Raw genomic sequence first — 17161 nt, forward strand, 5'->3', positions numbered from 1 at the left:
CGTACGTATGGTCTGGTGACGGGTCGACGGAAGGGCGGGGTCTTATGCATGGGTATGGCATGAATTCGCGAGGTCTGGGCGAGGTGAGAAGCATCCGGGAGCTGACGCGGGAGCATGCCCTGCTGCCGCTGCGGATCTTTCTCGGTGTCACCTTTCTCTACGCCGGGCTCGACAAACTGACGGACAGTGCCTTCTTCCGCGCCACCGGCCCCGGCTCCATCGGCGAGACGATGCACGCGGCGCGCGACTCGGCCGCGATCCCGGCCCTCGTCGACCTCGCACTGAAGAGCCCGGGAGCCTTCGGGCACGCCATCGCCCTCGGTGAGATCGCCGTCGGCATCGGCACCCTGATCGGGCTGTGGGCCCGGCTCGCCGCACTCGGCGGGGCGCTGATCTCGCTGAGCCTGTGGCTGACCGTCAGCTGGCAGGTCAGGCCGTACTACTTCGGCAACGACCTGGCCTACCTCATGGCCTGGCTGCCGCTGGTGCTCGGCGGCGCCGCGTCGTTCTCCGTGGACGCCTTCCTCGCGTCGCGACGGCGACGGATACCGTAGCCGATCCACGTCGTGGTCGCGGCGAGCCAGAGGCCGCCGAAGAACACCGGGCAGAAGAAGGCCCAGGGGGCGTCCCAGGTGCCCGCCGCGTCCGCCGCGTAACCGGCGGCGAGGGCGAGCATCGCGATCCCCGCGACCCCCCGGCCCGGCCGGATCTCATGACGCAGCACGAATGACCTCCACCTGTCCGATACCGATTTCCAGATCCAGCTCGACCGTGCCCGCCGGGGTGACGCCCGCGGGCGGGGCGATCGTGCGGTGTTCCTTCCGCGACGGGCTGATGTTCACATTGCCCGGCGGATCGCCCGGCAGCCGGATGTCGCCGACCCCGGCGTGCGCCCGCACCCGGAGCGTCACCGCCTTCGGTACGACGACGACCGCCTGGCCCGCGCCGACCCCTAGCTGCGTCCGGACCGTGTCACCCTTCAAGGCCGGCACCTTCGACAGGTCGAGTCTGCCGACACCGCTGCCCAGCTTGTACCGCGGCTGGACCGCGGCGACCGATGCCGGGCGCCATTCCTCCCGTACCCAATGGGTGCTGATGTCCTTCGGCAGCGCGGCCGCGCCCGCCAGCAGCGCTGCCATGATCATTGCCAGCAGGACGGTGCCGAACCCGGTCCTGCCGAGAAAGGTGCTGACCAGCATCCCCGCACCGAACACGGCGAGCGCCGCGGCCAGGCCGAACTGCAGGCTCGTACCGAACGGATGCGTGTGCCAGCTGAGCCCCGTGCCCAGACCGCCCGCGATCAGGGCGAGCAGAAAGACCAGGCCGCCGATCGAGCGTGGCCCCCGGTTGGCCCGGGCCGGCTCGGGTGCGCGGTACGGGGAGTCCGCCGCCCTGCGGGGTACCGGCGGACTGTCGGCCACGGCACCCGCCGGGCCCCACAGATACCCCGGTCCCACCGGCCCGGACGTGCCGTCCTTGACGATCGGATCCCGCCACCAGGACGGGCTGCCCGGCGACGGCGGCGCTTTCACCTCCGGCGGGGCGTCCGCCACCGCCTGCGCGGCGGCCGTTGGGTGCAGCGGGTCCTCGGGCGCGGCGGTCTTGCGGTGCTGCGTCCACACGCTGAAACCGATGACCGCGAGCGTCAGCATCGCGGAGAACGCCAGCGTGCCCCCGTTGCCCAGCATGGACAGGAAGAGCCCGCAGCCGATCAGCGCGAACAGCGCCGCGATCAGCGACGCCCCCTCGACCCGGCCGGACAGCAGCCTGCGCGCCTCGTTCTCCTCCTCGCCCTCCAGCGGGAGCAGCAGCCATGCGAAGCCGTAGAAGATCAGGCCGACTCCACCGGTCACCGACAGCACACCGATCACGATCCGGAAGATCACCGGGTCCACGTCGCAGTACCGGCCGAGTCCGCCGCACACCCCGGCCACTACTTTCTGCCGCGAGCTGCGCTGCAGCTGCGGTCTCGGTGCGGGCGGCGGTGCGACGCCGGGCGCGGCGTCCTGGGGAACGGTCATGGCTCCATGGTGACGGGCGGCCGGCGCCGGCGGGACCCGGGCCGACCCTGGCCGATCCCTGATATTGGTTCCCCCGGACCCTGAAGGGCGCCTTCGCGGCGTGCGGCAGGTGCGACCCGCCCGTCTCAGGGTCGAAGTGGGGGCAGACCCTGATACCGCCGCGCACCCGTCCATGTGACGATTCAGGGCATGCCGACCGCCACACCCCGAGCCGCAAGCTCCCTCAGCGCCGACCCGGAGGAGCCACCGCTGCGCAAGCTGTACCGCAGCGCCGACGGACGGCTGCTCGGCGGCGTCGCGCGCGGTCTCGCCGGACATCTCGGGCTGCCCGTCGTCTGGGTGCGGTTCGTCTTCCTCGGACTGTTCTTCGCGGACGGCCTCATGGCTCTGCTCTACGCCGTGTTCTGGATCGTCGTCCCGCTCGGCGTCGGCGGTGTCGAGGCGCCGCGCTCCGTCGTCGAGACGGCCCCCGACGGCCGGCGCAGGCTCCGCAAGCCCGACAAGGGGCAGGTGTTCGCTCTTCTCGCGCTCCTCATCGGCGCCGTCATCTTCGTCGGCAACGTCGACATGGGCAGCGGGGCCGACCGTTACATCTGGCCGATGCTGCTGATCGGCGCGGGCTCCGTCCTGGTGTGGCGGCAGGCCGACAACGCCCGCCGGGCCCGCTGGATGGAGGTCGGAGGCCGCCGCCGGGTGCTGCATCTGGCCCGGGCGCTGGCCGGGGTCGCCCTGGTCGGCCTGGGACTCGCCGTGTTCATGGTGGTACGCGGCTCCGCGGCCCAGCTCGGCAATGTCCTGACCGCGGCGATCGCCGTCCTCACCGGCATCGCGCTGCTGGCGGGTCCCTATCTCGTCCGCATGACCCAGGACCTGTCCGAGGAACGTCTGATGCGCATCAGGGCGCAGGAACGCGCCGAGGTCGCGGCTCACGTCCACGACTCCGTGCTGCACACCCTCACCCTGATCCAGCGCAACGCGGACGACGGCAACGAGGTCCGCAGACTGGCCCGCGCCCAGGAACGCGAGCTGCGCAACTGGCTGTACAACCCCGAGGGCACCGGCAAGGACGAGGGCGACGAACCGGAGACCCTCGCCGAAGCGGTCAAACGCGCCGCCGCCGAGGTCGAGGACAAGCACGGCGTCCCGCTGGAGGTCGTCGTCGTCGGTGACTGCCCGCTCGACGAGAAACTGGCCGCGCAGATGCAGGCCGCCCGCGAGGCGATGGTCAATGCCGCCAAGTACGGCGGCGAGGGCGGTGCCGTGCAGGTCTACGCGGAGGTCGAGGGCCGTACGGTCTTCGTCTCGGTGCGCGACCGGGGCCCGGGATTCGACCTGGACTCGGTACCGGGGGACAGAATGGGCGTACGAGAATCAATCATCGGCCGGATGCAGCGCAACGGCGGTACGGCGCGGCTGCGTTCGGTGCCCGGCGGGGGCACGGAAGTCGAGCTGGAGATGGAGAGGGCGAGCGAATGACGGAGACCACCGAACCGACCGGGGGCCCGGAGCGCCGGGTACGGGTCGTGCTCGTCGACGACCACCGGATGTTCCGCACCGGAGTCCAGGCCGAGATCGGCCGCACCGAGGAGACCGGTGTCGAGGTGGTCGGCGAGGCCGCCGACGTCGACCAGGCGGTCACCGTCATCACGGCGACCCGCCCCGAGGTCGTCCTCCTCGACGTGCATCTGCCGGGCGGTGGCGGCGTCGAGGTGCTGCGGCGCTGCGCCCCGCTGATGGGCGCGGTCGAGAACCCGGTGCGGTTCCTTGCGCTGTCCGTCTCCGACGCCGCCGAGGATGTCATCGGTGTCATCCGCGGCGGCGCCCGCGGCTACGTCACCAAGACGATCACCGGCACCGATCTGGTCGATTCGGTCTTCCGGGTACAGGAAGGCGACGCGGTGTTCTCGCCCCGGCTGGCCGGCTTCGTCCTCGACGCGTTCGCCTCCACGGACGCACCGCCGGTCGACGAGGACCTGGACCGGCTGACGCAGCGCGAGCGCGAGGTGCTGCGGCTGATCGCGCGCGGCTATGCGTACAAGGAGATCGCCAAGCAGCTGTTCATCTCGGTGAAGACGGTCGAGTCGCATGTCTCGGCGGTACTGCGGAAGCTCCAGCTGTCGAACCGGCACGAGCTGACGCGGTGGGCGACGGCCCGACGGCTGGTCTGAGAGCCTGTCGGGTGGCCTTCGATCGGAAAGCGGACGCGGTCTGGTGCGTGCTGATCGGACTCCCATTTTGTGAGCCCCTCTCAGGACCGCGAACCGCGGAGCAAGGGAGCCTATGCGACCCGGGTCGCTCCCGCGAAGGGCATGCCGCCGATCGGCGCGATGCGGACCGGCGCTCCGGGGTGCGGTGCGTGGATCATCTGTCCGTCGCCGATGTAGAGACCGACATGGCTGATCCCGGAGTAGAAGAACACCAGGTCACCGGGGGCGAGTTCGGAGCGGGGGATGTTCCGGCCGGCGTTGATCTGGGTGTATGTGGTGCGGGGGAGTGAGACGCCGGCGGAGCGCCAGGCGGCCTGGGTCAGCCCGGAGCAGTCGAACGAGGACGGTCCGGTCGCGCCCCAGACGTACGGCTTGCCGAGCGCCCCGTAGGCGAATGCGATGGCCTCCGCGGCGCGGGCGTTGGGGGCCTGGACGGTGCCTAAGCGCGGGGCGCTGCGATCCGCGCGGGCGGTGGCGCGGGCGGTGTCCGAGCGTTCGAACTCGGCGCGCTCCGCGGGCGAGAGGGTGTCCAGGAGCTTCTGGGCGTCGGCCAGTCTGGCCCTGACCGTCGTCCGGTGCTTCTTCAGGTCGGCCCGGCGGGCGGTGAGGGCCGCCAGCTCGTCCTTCGCCTCCGCGCGCAGCTGGGCGATCTCGGTGACCTGCCGCTGCACGTCGGAGACCTCGGCCGCCTGGCGGTCGGCGGCCCGGTCCACGTACGAGGCCCGTTGCAGATACTGGTCGGGGTCCGAGGACAGCGCCAGCTGCACGGCCGGGTCGAGGCCGCCGGTGCGGTACTCCGCGGCGGCGAGCGAACCGAGTGCGTTGCGGGAGGCGTTGAGGCGTTCGGTCCTGCGGGCGGCCTCGTCGCGCAGTGCGTTCAGGGACTCGGCGGCGGCGGTCGCCTTCTCCTTCGCGCCGTTGTACTGCTCGGTGGCGACCTCGGCGTCGTGGTACAGCCGGTCCACCGCGGCCTTGATCCGGGCGGGGGTGGGCTGTGGTTCGGCGTGCGCGGAGCCCGGCAGGGCGGCGGCGGTCGCCGCCGCGGCGAAGGCGAGGGTGGCTGCGGTGCGGGCGGCGGAGCCGGTGTGCGGGCGCTGCCTGGGTTTGCGATGCGCTGCCACGGGGGCGGGGCTCCTTGCGTCGACTGCCCGTCGGGGCCTACCGGCGGGCCGCTGAGGTCCGGCGGCGGGACGCCAACAGGGGGAGCGGCCCGCCGCCGGATTTCTCGGCGGGGCGACCGGGGTGCCGTCCGGGTGCGGAGCGGTGAAGCCGGCCACCTGGACAGGGACGCTAAGCCCGGGGCGCGGGGAAGAGTCGCAATGACGGTCATTGCCCGAATTTGGCGATGTGTTGTCGTTGAGTGACTGAAAAATTGCACCAGAGTCAGGCAATTGGTGCAGATGCAAGCGAAATGCCGAGGAGTGCCCCACCTCGCCGAAGAGGGGTGATATGGCCCCGGCTAGGCTGCTGCCTCATGGACGTACTCATCAATGTCTTCGTCGCGCTGCACATCATCGGCATCGCCTCCCTCCTGGGCGGTTTCCTGACCCAGATGAAGGCGATGGGCGCGGGCACGGCACGCTTCGTCCCGGCGATGCTGCACGGCGCGCTGACCATGCTGGTCACCGGTGTCGCGCTGGTCGGGCTCAACCAGGCCGACGGCCACTCGGTCAACAACATCAAGATCGGCGTGAAGCTGGCGGTCCTGGTGGTGATCCTCGCGCTGGTCTACATCAAGCGGGACGAGGAGAAGGTCGAGAAAGGCGTGTTCGCGGCGGTCGGCGGACTGACGGTCGCCAACATCTTCATCGCGACGCTCTGGACCTGAGCCGGACCACCCTCATGCGCGAGTGAGCCCCTGCCGGATCCGGCAGGGGCTCACTCGCGCATGAGGGCCGGCGTCACGCCGGGCGCACGCTGCCGTAGATCGGCATGTAGTAGATCGACTCCTCGCGGACGTTCGCCCCCGGCTTCGGCGCGTGGATCATCATGCCGTCGCCCTTGTAGATACCGACGTGGCTGATGTCGTCGTAGAAGAAGACGAGGTCGCCCGGCTGCAGGTCGGCCGTGGCTATCCGGGTGCCGATCTTCACCTGGTCCCAGGTGGTGCGGGGGATGTCGACGCCCGCCGCCTTCCAGGCGGCCTGGGTCAGCCCCGAGCAGTCGTACGAGGAGGGGCCCGTCGCTCCCCAGACGTACGGCTTGCCGATCTGGGCGCGGGCGAACGCGAGAACCTTCTCGGCGTTCGTGGTGGCGCTGGTGTCCGCGCCGGTCCCGGTCCCGGTTCCCGCGCCCGTCCCGGTGCCGCCGGTGGAGCCGGCCGCCTTCGCCGCCTCCTCGGCCTTGCGGTCCGCCTCGGCCTTGGCGGCGGCCTGCCGGCGGGCGAGTTCCTCCGCCTTGCGCTTGGCCTCCGCCTCCTTCTCGCGCTCCAGTGCCGCCAGCCGCGCCTTCTCCTCGGCCGTCAGCTTCGACAGCGTCGCGCGCGCCTCGCCCAGCTTCTTCTGGACGGCTTGCTTGCTGGTCCGGAGCGTGGCCTGGGACTCGGTGAGCGTCTCCAGGCTCTTCACCGCCTCGGTGCGCTTCTTCGCCGCCGCTTCCTGCTGCGTACGGAAGTCCGTGACCGCCTTCTGCTGCTGGGCGGTCATCCGGTCCATCAGCTGGTTCTGGTCGAAGTACGACTGCGGGTCGTCGGCCAGGAAGAAGGTGGCGGTCGGGGCGATGGAGCCGGTGCGGTACTGCGCGGCCGCGTAGTTGCCGAGCGTCCTGCGCGCCTCGTTCAGCTTGTCGGCGCGCTCGGCCACGTCCGCCAGCAGGGCGTCGACCTTGCCGCGCTGCGTGGCGGAGGCCTCCTTCGCCCTGTTGTACTGCTGGGTCGCGGTGCCCGCCTGCCGGTAGAGATCGTCGACCTTCTTCTGCACGTCCTCGATGCTGGGCCTGGGTGCACCCGGAGCGGCCATGGCGCTCTGGGTCGACAGCAGGGTCACCCCTGCCAGTGCGGCCGTCGTGAGCCCGACGGCGGGGGTGGTGGTGCGTGCCCGGCTGCGCGGTTTGCGATGCGATGCCAAAGCCGGCGTCTCCTTCCGTGGCACGCCTACCGGGTTAGCTGTCGGGTTCGGGCTGAAATGGAAGGCTGCCCTACGGTCCGAGTGGGGATATGGACCGATTCACCCCGGTTTTGCCTGTGGGTCCCCGGTTCCGAACTCCCCTGTGGGCAGCGCGGATTCGGCGGGGGAGCCCGCTCGGCGTGGTTCGCCTCAAGGGGGTACGGGCCACCTGACGGAGCACGCTAGCCAACCGTGGTGCCGCTGTGAAGGTTGATGTTCGATATGTCCGATACGTTTTCGTGACCTTGGCGAAGAGGGGCCGGAGGGCGTGATCCGGGCCTCGATTTCCTTACGGGGCGTGGGTGGCCGCTCTCCGTACGTAGGCGCCTTCCGGCCGCACTTCTCCATGCGGCCGCAGAGTGTCGGTGCGTCGCCCTAGACTCGTGAGGCGATGAGCAGCCTCTTTGACGACAGTTTCCTGGCCGGCCTCCAGCACTCGGAGGAAGAACCCCCGCCGCCTCCCGAGGACTCCGCACCCGAAGCGGTGCCGGAGGACCTCTTCGCGGGCGTGTTCGACGCGCCCCCGCCGCCTCGGGACGCGTACTACCGGGACGGCGCCCACCGCCCCGCCATCGACTCCACCGCCCTGCTCGACGGGCTGAACACCGAGCAGCGCGCCGCGGTCGTGCACGCCGGATCGCCGCTGCTCATCGTCGCCGGCGCGGGCTCCGGCAAGACCCGGGTGCTCACCCACCGCATCGCCCACCTGCTGGCCGAGCGCGGCGTGCACCCCGGCCAGATCCTGGCGATCACCTTCACCAACAAGGCCGCGGGCGAGATGAAGGAGCGCGTCGAACAGCTCGTCGGACCGCGCGCCAACGCCATGTGGGTCATGACGTTCCACAGCGCGTGCGTACGGATCCTGCGCCGCGAGTCGAAGCGGCTCGGCTTCACCTCGTCGTTCTCGATCTACGACGCGGCCGACTCCAAGCGGCTGATGGCCCTGGTCTGCCGCGATCTGGACCTCGACCCGAAGCGCTTCCCGCCGAAGTCGTTCACGGCCAAGGTCTCGAACCTGAAGAACGAGCTGATCGACGAGGAGACCTTCGCCGGCCAGGCTGCGGACGGCTTCGAGAAGACGCTCGCCCAGGCGTACGCGATGTACCAGTCCCGGCTGCGCGAGGCCAACGCACTGGACTTCGACGACATCATCATGACGACGGTCCATCTGCTCCAGGCGTTCCCCGACGTCGCCGAGCACTACCGCCGCCGCTTCCGGCACGTCCTCGTCGACGAGTACCAGGACACCAACCACGCGCAGTACACGCTCGTACGCGAACTGGTCGGCCCGGCCGGGGAGGCCGACGCCCCCGCCGAGCTCTGCGTCGTGGGTGACGCCGACCAGTCGATCTACGCCTTCCGCGGCGCGACGATCCGCAACATCCTCCAGTTCGAGGAGGACTACCCGAACGCGACGACGATCCTGCTGGAGCAGAACTACCGCTCCACGCAGACGATCCTCTCCGCCGCCAACGCGGTCATCGAGCGCAACGAGAGCCGCCGCCCCAAGAACCTCTGGACGAATGCGGGCGAGGGCGCCCGGATCGCCGGCTACGTCGCGGACACCGAGCACGACGAGGCGCAGTTCGTCGCCGACGAGATCGACCGGCTGACCGACGCGGGCGACGCGAAGGCCGGCGACGTCGCGATCTTCTACCGGACGAACGCGCAGTCCCGCGTCTTCGAAGAGATCTTCATCCGCGTCGGCCTGCCCTACAAGGTCGTCGGCGGCGTGCGCTTCTACGAGCGCAAGGAGGTCCGGGACATCCTGGCCTACCTCCGGGTCCTCGCCAACCCCGAGGACACCGTTCCGCTGCGCCGCATCCTCAACGTGCCCAAGCGCGGTATCGGTGACCGCGCCGAGGCGATGATCGACGCCCTGTCGCTGCGCGAGAAGATCACGTTCCCGCAGGCACTGCGCCGCGTCGACGAGGCGTACGGCATGGCGGCCCGCTCGGCCAACGCCGTCAAGCGGTTCAACACGCTGATGGAGGAACTGCGCACGATCGTCGAGTCCGGCGCAGGCCCCGCCGTGGTGCTGGAGGCGGTGCTGGAACGGACCGGCTATCTCGCCGAGCTCCAGGCGTCCACGGACCCGCAGGACGAGACGCGGATCGAGAACCTTCAGGAACTCGCCGCCGTCGCGCTCGAATTCGAGCAGGAGCGGGGGGAGTCCGCCGGGGAGGAAGGTGCGGGCACGGGCACGCTCGCCGAGTTCCTGGAGAAGGTCGCGCTCGTGGCCGACTCCGACCAGATCCCCGACGAGGACGAGGACGGCTCCGGCGTCATCACGCTGATGACGCTGCACACGGCCAAGGGGCTCGAATTCCCGGTGGTGTTCCTGACCGGCATGGAGGACGGCGTCTTCCCGCACATGCGCGCCCTGGGACAGGTCAAGGAGCTGGAGGAGGAGCGGCGCCTCGCGTACGTCGGGATCACCCGTGCCCGTGAGCGGCTCTACCTGACGCGGGCGGCGATGCGCAGTGCGTGGGGTCAGCCCTCGTACAACCCGCCGTCGCGGTTCCTGGAGGAGATCCCGGACCAGCACCTGGAGTGGAAGCGGACCGGGCCGATGGCGGCCCCGGCCGGACCGACGTCGGGGATCACGTCGTCGCTGTCCTCGTCGCGTGCCCGCTCGGGCCCCTCGGGCTTCGCGACCCGGCGCACCTCGGACAAGCCGACGGTCACGCTGGTGGTCGGGGACCGGGTCACGCACGACCAGTTCGGGCTCGGCACGGTGACGGCGGTCGAGGGGATCGGCGACCAGGCGAAGGCGACGGTCGACTTCGGGGACGAACGACCGAAGAAGCTGCTGCTGCGGTACGCGCCGGTGGAGAAGCTCTAGGAGGGCACTGAAGATCTTGGCCGGGCTCCCGTCCGGCCTGATCCAAACGAAAGACCCTGGGGGTCCGCCCCGGAGCCGACGGGGCGGGCGCGGGTGCCCGCCCCCTGCTGACGGGTAGGGCCTGCGCCGTGGCGGGCTCTGCCGCTCAGGTCGGGTCGAGGCCGTGGCTGCGGAGCCAGGGCAGCGGGTCTATGGCTGCTCCGCCACCGGGCCGGACCTCGAAGTGCAGGTGCGGGCCGGTGGAGTTGCCGGAGTCCCCGGAGTAGGCGATGACGTCACCGGCCTTGACCGGGCCCGAGCGGATCCTGGTGCTGCTGAGGTGGCAGTACCAGGTCTCGGTGCCATCGGCCGTGGTGACGATGGCCATGTTCCCGTAGGCACTGTTCCACTGGGTGCGCACGGTGCCGTCGGTCGCGGCCATCACCGGAGTGCCGTACGAGACGGGGAAGTCGATGCCCGTGTGCACGGACATCCAGTTGACGCCCGCCTGGCCGAAGTAGGCGCTGAGGCCGTGCTCCTTGACCGGCAGGAGGAACTTGGGCCGCAGTGCCTCTTTCCGGGCGGCCTCCTCCTCGCGCTTCTTCTTCTCGGCGGCCTGCCGCTCCCTCAGGTCGATGCGCTCCTGGGTGCGGCTGGCGCGGTCGGCGAAGTTCTTGGCGTCGGCGCTGACGTTGGCGAGCTGGGTATCGAGCTTGTTGTTGGCGGCGACCGGCTTGACGCTGCCGGGGTCGGCGGCCGCCATCGACATGGTGTCGTCCTTGGTGTCCCCGCCGCTGCCGAGTCCGCCGACGGAGGCGGCGGCGATACCGGCGACGCTCATCACGCAGGCGGAGGGGACGGCGACGGTGAGAAGAGCGGAACGCTTGGCGGGGGTACGACGCCGGCCGCGGCTGCCACCGCCGCCGCGGGTGACGGAACGGCTCGCAGGGCGGGGGATGCCGACGGGGTGGTGCACCGCGTGGTCTGCCCGGTCCGCCGCGTCGTCCGCGTCGTCCGCATCGGCGTCGAGGTCCGGGCCCAGGTCGACGACGCCGAACTCGGAGGTCGCGGCGATGTCCGCGGGCTCCGCGGTCCCGGCCGGCGGGCAGGGCTCGTACGGAGCGTAGGAACCCCGGTCCTCGTACACCTCGTACGCGGCCTGTTCGGGTTCGTACGACTCGTGCGCAGTTTGCGCGGTTTGCTGTTCGTGCTCGGGCGTGGCGCCGGTGTTCCAGGCAGTGGCGTCGTACGCGCCGGTGTCGTAGGCGGCCGTCCCGGTCGTCGCCCACTGGCCGTTCTGGTGCCAGCCGTTGGTGTCCCACTCGCCCGAGGTGTCCGGAGCGCCGCCCTGCGCGGGGATGCCCGGGGCCTCCGGCATCCAGGTCGCGGTGGTGTCGTACTGCTGCGGGTGCTGGGTCCCGTACGCGGCATAGGGGTCGTACGCGGTGGCCCGATGCGCGCCGGTGTCCCACTGGGCGGAGTCGTACTGACCGCTGTACCCGGCCTGTCCGGTGTCGTAGCCGCTGCTGTAGCCGGTGGTGTCGTACGTGCCGTCGTAGCTGCCCGGGAGGGAGCCGAAGAGCGGGTCGCTGTTGTAGCTGCCCGTGGAGTGGCTGTCGAAACCGACATACCCGGCGTGGGGGTGCTGGTCGTTCACCAACTTCTCTCTCGCCTCGGCAGCAGGACCTGGTTCTGGGGGCCCGGTGGGGAATCCCAGGGGGAAAGCAGTGGCCGCGACTGTACCCGGCAGTATGTGACGGCGACAATCCTCGTCAGGCCCTGGGCCCGCAGGAAACGGGCAATCGGCCGTCTTTCGGCGGACTGTGCACAGACCCTTGGCTCTATGTTCGAAACGTGTTCTATTTGTGAGCGCGCTCCGGGCGGGCATGGTGCCCGGGGGCGCGTGCCCCGGCACGGCGTGGCGGCCTTGCGCCGGTGAGGGACTCCGGCCCTTCAGGCCACCGAGGCGGCTCCCATGAGTCCGGTGGCCGATTCCGGGGACTCCAGGGCCTGCCGGATCCCGGCGGCGACCGCCGGGTGGACCGGCAGCGCGAGGTGGCCGATCCCGGTGACGCGCACGTTCAGCGCATCGAGGTCCGGATGGTCGATGCAGGCCGCCTCGGCCGGGACGATCACCTGGTCCAGCTCGCTCCAGAAGCTCACGAACCGGGTGCGGCAGCCGGGCGCGGGGCGGCGCAGCTCCTCGATCGGGGCGGAACCGCTGCGCATCTGGCGCACGATCGGGTGCGCACTGGCCACCGGGGCGACGGCGGTCCCGCCGTGCGGGGTGCCGAGCGTGACCAGAGTGCGGACCCGTCGGTCACCGCCGAGTCGCTGCACGTAATAACGGGCGATCAGGCCACCGAGGCTGTGGCCGACGATGTCGACCTCGTGGTGACCGGTGCGGGTGCAGATCTCCTCGACATGCCGGCCGAGAAGTTCGGCGGCCGTGCGGATGTCACAGGTCAGCGGTGAGTAGTTGAGGGACTCCAGATGGTGCCAGCCGTGCCGGGCGAGGGAACGGCGCAGCAGCACGAAGACGGAGCGGTTGTCGATGAACCCGTGCAGGAGCACGACGGGCCGCCGCTCGGGGCTCTCGGTGGGCAGGGCCCGGGCTCCGGCCGGCGCGGTGGGCGGCTGTTCGGCCGGGGGCGTCGCGTCATGCCGCTCCCCGGTCATGCCCGAGGGGTAGAGGAGTACGTGCCCGACGAGCACGACCAGCTCCAGCGCGGTGGCCCTCAGCAGTGCCGATGACAGCCAGGTGCGGCGCAGACACGGCCGGCGCAGCAGTAGCGGAAGGAAAGGCAGGACCTTCATGGCCGACCTCCTGCTTCGGCGCACGGGAGGCGGCTCAAGTCCCCGTATGCCCTCATGGGGCGCCGTGGCAGAGGCGCGGATGGCTGGTCGGGCCACCTTGTCGACGAGCCGTACCACCGTGCCGTGCGGCTGACGGCGCGGTGGTACGGCGACCTCGTTGCGGCTCCCCTTGCTCCGTGGCCCGCGCGGCAGGTGTGCTGCGTGATGCGGGAACGGGGCCTGGCGAACATGTCCCAGGTGTGATTTCCCCCTCCCGGCCCACCGCGAAACGGCGGGTTGCGGGATGCTGTAGATAACGTTCGTTCACATCCCCGGCCCTTTCCGGCACGGGAGACGCATGTGGAGGCAGTGATGGGTGTGACCGGTCCGATCCGTGTGGTGGTGGCCAAGCCGGGCCTCGACGGCCATGACCGCGGGGCGAAGGTGATCGCGCGGGCGCTGCGCGACGCCGGTATGGAGGTCATCTACACCGGGCTCCACCAGACGCCCGAGCAGATCGTCGACACCGCGATCCAGGAGGACGCCGACGCGATCGGCCTCTCGATCCTCTCCGGCGCGCACAACACGCTCTTCGCCAAGGTGATCGAGCTCCTGAAGGAGCGCGACGCGGAGGACATCAAGGTCTTCGGCGGCGGCATCATCCCCGAGGCGGACATCGCGCCGTTGAAGGAGCAGGGCGTCGCGGCGATCTTCACCCCGGGTGCGACGACGGGCTCGATCGTCGACTGGGTGAACGCCAACGTCCGACAGTCCGCAGACGCCTGACCCGGGCGGGCCGGAGCGCCCGTCCGCCCGGTGCCCTGTGTCCTTAGACGCCGCCCCACCTGTGTGCGCGGCCTCTAAGAGCCTGTCGGGCGACCTCTGATCGGGCGGACGCGGCGTGGCACGCACGCTTCCGGCGTTGCCGAAATGCCCTAGTAGCTCCGCTACGAGGCCATCCCGGCGCCTTGGAATCGCACGCACCACGCCGCGTCCGCTCTCCGATCGAAGGTCACCCGACAGGCTCTAAGGACACAGCACGGCGCGGGCCGCGCAACCCGCCGCCGGCACCACCGCACCCCCTACACCGCCTCCGGCCTCAGCTCCGCCTCCATCGCCGCGCGCAGCCGCAGGGTGGAGACCAGACGCCGGAACGCCTCCGACCAGTAGCCGGCGGCTCCCGGCGACGCGCCCTCCGGCTCGTCCGGTGTCGTCGTGAGGACCTCCAGGCGGTCCGCTTCCGCCGGGTTCAGGCAGCGCTCGGCGAGGCCCATCACGCCGCTGAAGCTCCACGGATAACTCCCCGCGTCGCGGGCGATGTCGAGTGCGTCGACGACCGATCTGCCCAGCGGCTCCGCCCAGGGAATCGCGCAGACCCCCAGGAGCTGGAACGCCTCGGACAGCCCGTGCGCGGCAATGAAGTCGGCCACCCACGCGGCCCGTTCCGCACCGGGCAGTGTGGCGAGGAGTTTGGAGCGCTCGGCGAGCGACGCCGTGCCGGGGCCGTTCGACGGGGGTACAGAGGGGGCGCCCAGCAGCGCGCGGGCCCACTCCGGGGCCCGCTGCCGCACCGCCGCCCGGCACCACGCCGCGTGCAGTTCCTCACCCCAGCCGTCGGCGACGGGCAGCGCGACGATCTCCTGCGCCGTACGCCCGCCGAACCGCGCCGGCCAGGTGGACAGCGGGGCCGACTCCACCAACTGGCCCAGCCACCACGACCGTTCGCCCCGGCCGGACGGCGGCGCCGCGACCACGCCGTCGCGCTGCATCTCCGCATCGCATTCATGCGGTGCCTCCACGGCGACGGACGCGGAACTGGCTGTCAGGTCCGGGTTCACGCACGACGCCGCACGGGCCGCCATCCGCCCGGCCAGCGCCGACTCCGGCAGCGCGGACAGCAGCTCGGCGGCCGTCGCGCGGACATTGCGGCTGCGGTCGGAGAGCGCCTGCTCCAGGAACGGTTCGTCCGCACCGGACAGCCCGGTACGCAGCGAGTCCACGAACATCAGCCGGTCCTCGGCACGCTCCGTCGGCCAGGTGCTGGTCAGCAGCGCGAGCGCGCTCCCCGGATCATGCGCGCGTACGGCCCCGAGCAGGGCGACGCGCTCGGCGAACAAGCCCTCCTCCCACAGCCTGCGCACCGCCTCCGGGTCCGTCACCTCGGGCCGCGGCGCGCCGCCGGCCGAGCCGCGCAGCGCGAACTTCCACTCGGGATTCAGCCGGGCCAGCCACAGCCCGCGCGGCCCGGCGAACGCCAGGGCCTGCGGCCGCAGGTCGGTACGGGCGCGGGCCGCGTCCAACAGCGCCGGGAGCAGTGCCGCCGGAGCCCGGTAGCCGTGCAGACCGGCTGTGGCCAGCCACTGCGGGATCAGCTCGGTGAGATCCGGCGCGGCACCGCGCCGGCCGCCCGCACCGCCCGGCGCCGACCGGTCGGCGAGCAGCTGGGCGAGTCTGCGCCGCGCGGCCGGCGGCAGGGGCGGCCGGGGGTCGGCGGGCGCCGTCCCCGGCCGCGCGGCCGCGGGCGCGGGCAGCAGTCCGGCTCTGTGCCGCACGGTCTGGAGCGCCGCCGCGTCCAGGAGCGCGACCGGCCCCCGATCGCCGCCCGCCGTCGACGGTCGGCGATCGGTGCCGAGCAACGCCGAGGTGACGAGCTCTTCCCACGGGGTGGTTGTACTGGGCATCGGTCCTCCTCCAACGGTCAGATGAGCGGTACGGTCTCGGCCGCACCGCCGTCGGAGCCATCGGCCCAGGCGGCGAGCGGGTCGAAGCCGCGGTGGCCGCATTCGCCGAACACCGTGACGGGCGCGCCGCCGGACAGCGCGACGAGCTTCCACAGGCCCGGCCGGGACAGCGCCGACGGGACGACGGGCAGGGCCGTACCGCCTGTGGCGTCCGCCAGTTGCCAGCCGTCGCCCGACGGCACCGGTATGACCTCGCGCAGCGTCGCCGGCCAGGACTCCAGCCAGGGGTCGTCCCGCAGGGCGCGCCCGTACGCGGCGGCCGCGGCCGCGGTCGTGGAGCCCCGAGGGGGAGTGCCGGACGGCACCGGCGCACCGAACTGCGCGCCCAGCTCCGCCCGTAGCTGCCCGGCCCCCTGATACGGCGTGAGTTCGGCGTCGAGCGTGACGCCCACCGGCAGGGCCTGCCCGGGGGAGCGCCCGGCCGCTCCGAAGGAAAGCAGCAGCGCGGTGCGGCCCGAGTCCTTTCCGTACAGCCAGATCCGACGCGTGACGATCCTGCCGTCCGGGGTGTCGTACTGGGCGAGGACCAGCCACCGGTCACGGACCGGGAGGCCGTCGGCGGGGGATGTCAGCCCCACCCGCGTACGGACCGTCGCGGCCAGCGGCTCCGGCAGCCGGTCGATGCCCAGCCAGGCGGTGTCCAGCAGATGCAGCAGCGCGCACTCCTGCAGCAACCGCGCCGGCCAGCCGGGGCCGGACGCCGGGATCGCCCCCAACTCACGGACCCGGCCGGCAAGTCCCGGCGCCTGTGCGTCGACCATGCGGGCCGCCGTCTCCTCCCACAGTCCGTACCCCGACTGGTCGGCCGCCGCCAGACCGCCGCGCACCAGGTCCGTCAGCCGCTGCTCCAACTCCTGTGCACCGCCGGTGATCCGCCCGGCCCGCCGCTCGGCGCGCCGCCGGGCGGCCTCCGGGTCCGCCGGACCCGCCGCGGCGCCACCCGCGGCCGCCTCCGGCTGCGCCTTCGCCGCCGCGCGTCCGCGCCGGCCGTCGAGCCACTCCCCGGCCCAGTCCGGCACCTCCGCCGGTCCGAGCACCGCCTCGTCCGACGCCCAGAGCAGCAGCAGACCCAGGGCGTGCTTGCACGGGAACTTCCGGCTGGGGCAACTGCACTTGTACGCGGGGCCCGTCGTATCGACCACCGTCCGGTACGGCCTGCTTCCGCTTCCCTTGCACAGACCCCACACCGCGCCCGACCCGTCGCAGCCCCCACCGGACCACGGCCCGGCCGAACCGAGCCTGCCTCCCGCCTTGCGCGATGACTCGTCAGGAGCGAGGGCCAGCACCTGCTCCACCGTCCAGCGCGCCACCGGAGCAGCGGTGCGCAAGGGTTCTCCCCCGTGAGATAGCAGCATGGCGACGACGGTAGGACGCGGCACTGACAATCGGCTCCGACCTGCGGAGACAGCCGATTGTCAGTGGCGTGGTGCACGGTGGGAACCACATCCGGTCGACCGATCTGGAGGGG

Annotated in this window: 13 protein-coding genes and 1 riboswitch; of the genes, 6 read left to right on the forward strand and 7 right to left on the reverse strand. The window is 71.6% G+C overall.

Annotated features, from left to right (window positions below; genetic code table 11):
• The first annotated feature begins 44 nt into the window (after nucleotides 1–44).
• Nucleotides 45–554, forward strand: coding sequence for a DoxX family protein (locus tag ACGFSA_RS04935; protein WP_393299719.1), 510 nt, complete (start codon nucleotides 45–47; stop codon nucleotides 552–554).
• 156 nt (nucleotides 555–710) lie between these two features.
• Here ACGFSA_RS04935 and ACGFSA_RS04940 read toward each other — a convergent pair whose 3' ends face one another.
• Entirely contained in the window at nucleotides 711–2021 is a 1311-nt protein-coding gene (locus tag ACGFSA_RS04940; protein WP_393299722.1) for a PspC domain-containing protein, read from the reverse strand.
• Nucleotides 2022–2210: 189 nt separating this feature from the next.
• Between ACGFSA_RS04940 and ACGFSA_RS04945 the strand changes: the two genes are divergently transcribed.
• Together ACGFSA_RS04945 and ACGFSA_RS04950 are read left to right on the forward strand one after the other, a co-directional pair.
• Nucleotides 2211–3497, forward strand: a complete 1287-nt coding sequence (locus tag ACGFSA_RS04945) for a PspC domain-containing protein (RefSeq protein WP_393299725.1) — start codon at nucleotides 2211–2213, stop codon at nucleotides 3495–3497.
• A complete protein-coding gene (locus ACGFSA_RS04950) occupies nucleotides 3494–4189 on the forward strand; it encodes a LuxR C-terminal-related transcriptional regulator (RefSeq protein ID WP_393299728.1) in 696 nt (231 codons plus the stop codon). The genes ACGFSA_RS04945 and ACGFSA_RS04950 overlap by 4 nt, the downstream gene beginning before the upstream one ends.
• A 110-nt stretch (nucleotides 4190–4299) precedes the next feature.
• Here ACGFSA_RS04950 and ACGFSA_RS04955 read toward each other — a convergent pair whose 3' ends face one another.
• The gene (locus ACGFSA_RS04955) at nucleotides 4300–5349 is read right to left on the reverse strand and encodes an NlpC/P60 family protein (protein WP_393299731.1); all 1050 of its coding nucleotides are present in this window, start codon (nucleotides 5347–5349) and stop codon (nucleotides 4300–4302) included.
• A 353-nt stretch (nucleotides 5350–5702) separates the two neighbouring features.
• On the opposite strand from ACGFSA_RS04955, the gene ACGFSA_RS04960 reads away from it, so the two are divergent.
• Nucleotides 5703–6056: a hypothetical protein gene (locus ACGFSA_RS04960; RefSeq protein WP_393299734.1), complete on the forward strand. Its 354-nt coding sequence runs from the start codon at nucleotides 5703–5705 to the stop codon at nucleotides 6054–6056.
• A gap of 73 nt (nucleotides 6057–6129) precedes the next feature.
• Here ACGFSA_RS04960 and ACGFSA_RS04965 read toward each other — a convergent pair whose 3' ends face one another.
• On the reverse strand, nucleotides 6130–7293 hold the full coding sequence (locus tag ACGFSA_RS04965; RefSeq protein WP_393299737.1) for an NlpC/P60 family protein: 1164 nt from the start codon (nucleotides 7291–7293) through the stop codon (nucleotides 6130–6132).
• A gap of 7 nt (nucleotides 7294–7300) precedes the next feature.
• A riboswitch (cyclic di-AMP (ydaO/yuaA leader) is annotated at nucleotides 7301–7466 on the reverse strand.
• Nucleotides 7467–7723: 257 nt separating this feature from the next.
• On the opposite strand from ACGFSA_RS04965, the gene pcrA reads away from it, so the two are divergent.
• Entirely contained in the window at nucleotides 7724–10177 is a 2454-nt protein-coding gene (gene pcrA, locus ACGFSA_RS04970; RefSeq protein ID WP_393299740.1) for a DNA helicase PcrA, read from the forward strand.
• Nucleotides 10178–10322: 145 nt separating this feature from the next.
• Here pcrA and ACGFSA_RS04975 read toward each other — a convergent pair whose 3' ends face one another.
• The gene (locus ACGFSA_RS04975) at nucleotides 10323–11813 is read right to left on the reverse strand and encodes a M23 family metallopeptidase (protein WP_393299743.1); all 1491 of its coding nucleotides are present in this window, start codon (nucleotides 11811–11813) and stop codon (nucleotides 10323–10325) included.
• 296 nt (nucleotides 11814–12109) lie between these two features.
• Complete coding sequence (locus ACGFSA_RS04980; protein WP_393299746.1) at nucleotides 12110–12973, reverse strand: esterase/lipase family protein; 864 nt, start codon at nucleotides 12971–12973, stop codon at nucleotides 12110–12112.
• Nucleotides 12974–13324: 351 nt separating this feature from the next.
• Between ACGFSA_RS04980 and ACGFSA_RS04985 the strand changes: the two genes are divergently transcribed.
• Nucleotides 13325–13738 (forward strand): cobalamin B12-binding domain-containing protein, encoded by a 414-nt coding sequence (locus ACGFSA_RS04985; protein WP_266982434.1) that lies wholly within the window; start codon nucleotides 13325–13327, stop codon nucleotides 13736–13738.
• Between the two features lie 296 nt (nucleotides 13739–14034).
• Here ACGFSA_RS04985 and ACGFSA_RS04990 read toward each other — a convergent pair whose 3' ends face one another.
• Both ACGFSA_RS04990 and ACGFSA_RS04995 read right to left on the reverse strand, forming a co-directional pair.
• Nucleotides 14035–15633, reverse strand: coding sequence for a DUF5691 domain-containing protein (locus ACGFSA_RS04990; RefSeq protein ID WP_393299748.1), 1599 nt, complete (start codon nucleotides 15631–15633; stop codon nucleotides 14035–14037).
• Between the two features lie 17 nt (nucleotides 15634–15650).
• The gene (locus ACGFSA_RS04995; RefSeq protein WP_393299751.1) at nucleotides 15651–17048 is read right to left on the reverse strand and encodes an SWIM zinc finger family protein; all 1398 of its coding nucleotides are present in this window, start codon (nucleotides 17046–17048) and stop codon (nucleotides 15651–15653) included.
• Nucleotides 17049–17161: the final 113 nt, after the last annotated feature.

It is taken from the genome of Streptomyces sp. NPDC048496, from assembly GCF_043200055.1.
In the GTDB taxonomy this organism is placed as follows: Bacteria; Actinomycetota; Actinomycetes; order Streptomycetales; family Streptomycetaceae; genus Streptomyces.

Coding starts and splice junctions, on each gene's coding strand:
- ACGFSA_RS04935 (WP_393299719.1), top strand. CDS start 45: ATGCATGGGTATGGCATGAATTCGCGAGGTCTGGGCGAGGTGAGAAGC.
- ACGFSA_RS04940 (WP_393299722.1), bottom strand. CDS start 2,021: ATGACCGTTCCCCAGGACGCCGCGCCCGGCGTCGCACCGCCGCCCGCA.
- ACGFSA_RS04945 (WP_393299725.1), top strand. CDS start 2,211: ATGCCGACCGCCACACCCCGAGCCGCAAGCTCCCTCAGCGCCGACCCG.
- ACGFSA_RS04950 (WP_393299728.1), top strand. CDS start 3,494: ATGACGGAGACCACCGAACCGACCGGGGGCCCGGAGCGCCGGGTACGG.
- ACGFSA_RS04960 (WP_393299734.1), top strand. CDS start 5,703: ATGGACGTACTCATCAATGTCTTCGTCGCGCTGCACATCATCGGCATC.
- pcrA (WP_393299740.1), top strand. CDS start 7,724: ATGAGCAGCCTCTTTGACGACAGTTTCCTGGCCGGCCTCCAGCACTCG.
- ACGFSA_RS04980 (WP_393299746.1), bottom strand. CDS start 12,973: ATGAAGGTCCTGCCTTTCCTTCCGCTACTGCTGCGCCGGCCGTGTCTG.
- ACGFSA_RS04985 (WP_266982434.1), top strand. CDS start 13,325: ATGGGTGTGACCGGTCCGATCCGTGTGGTGGTGGCCAAGCCGGGCCTC.
- ACGFSA_RS04990 (WP_393299748.1), bottom strand. CDS start 15,633: ATGCCCAGTACAACCACCCCGTGGGAAGAGCTCGTCACCTCGGCGTTG.
- ACGFSA_RS04995 (WP_393299751.1), bottom strand. CDS start 17,048: ATGCTGCTATCTCACGGGGGAGAACCCTTGCGCACCGCTGCTCCGGTG.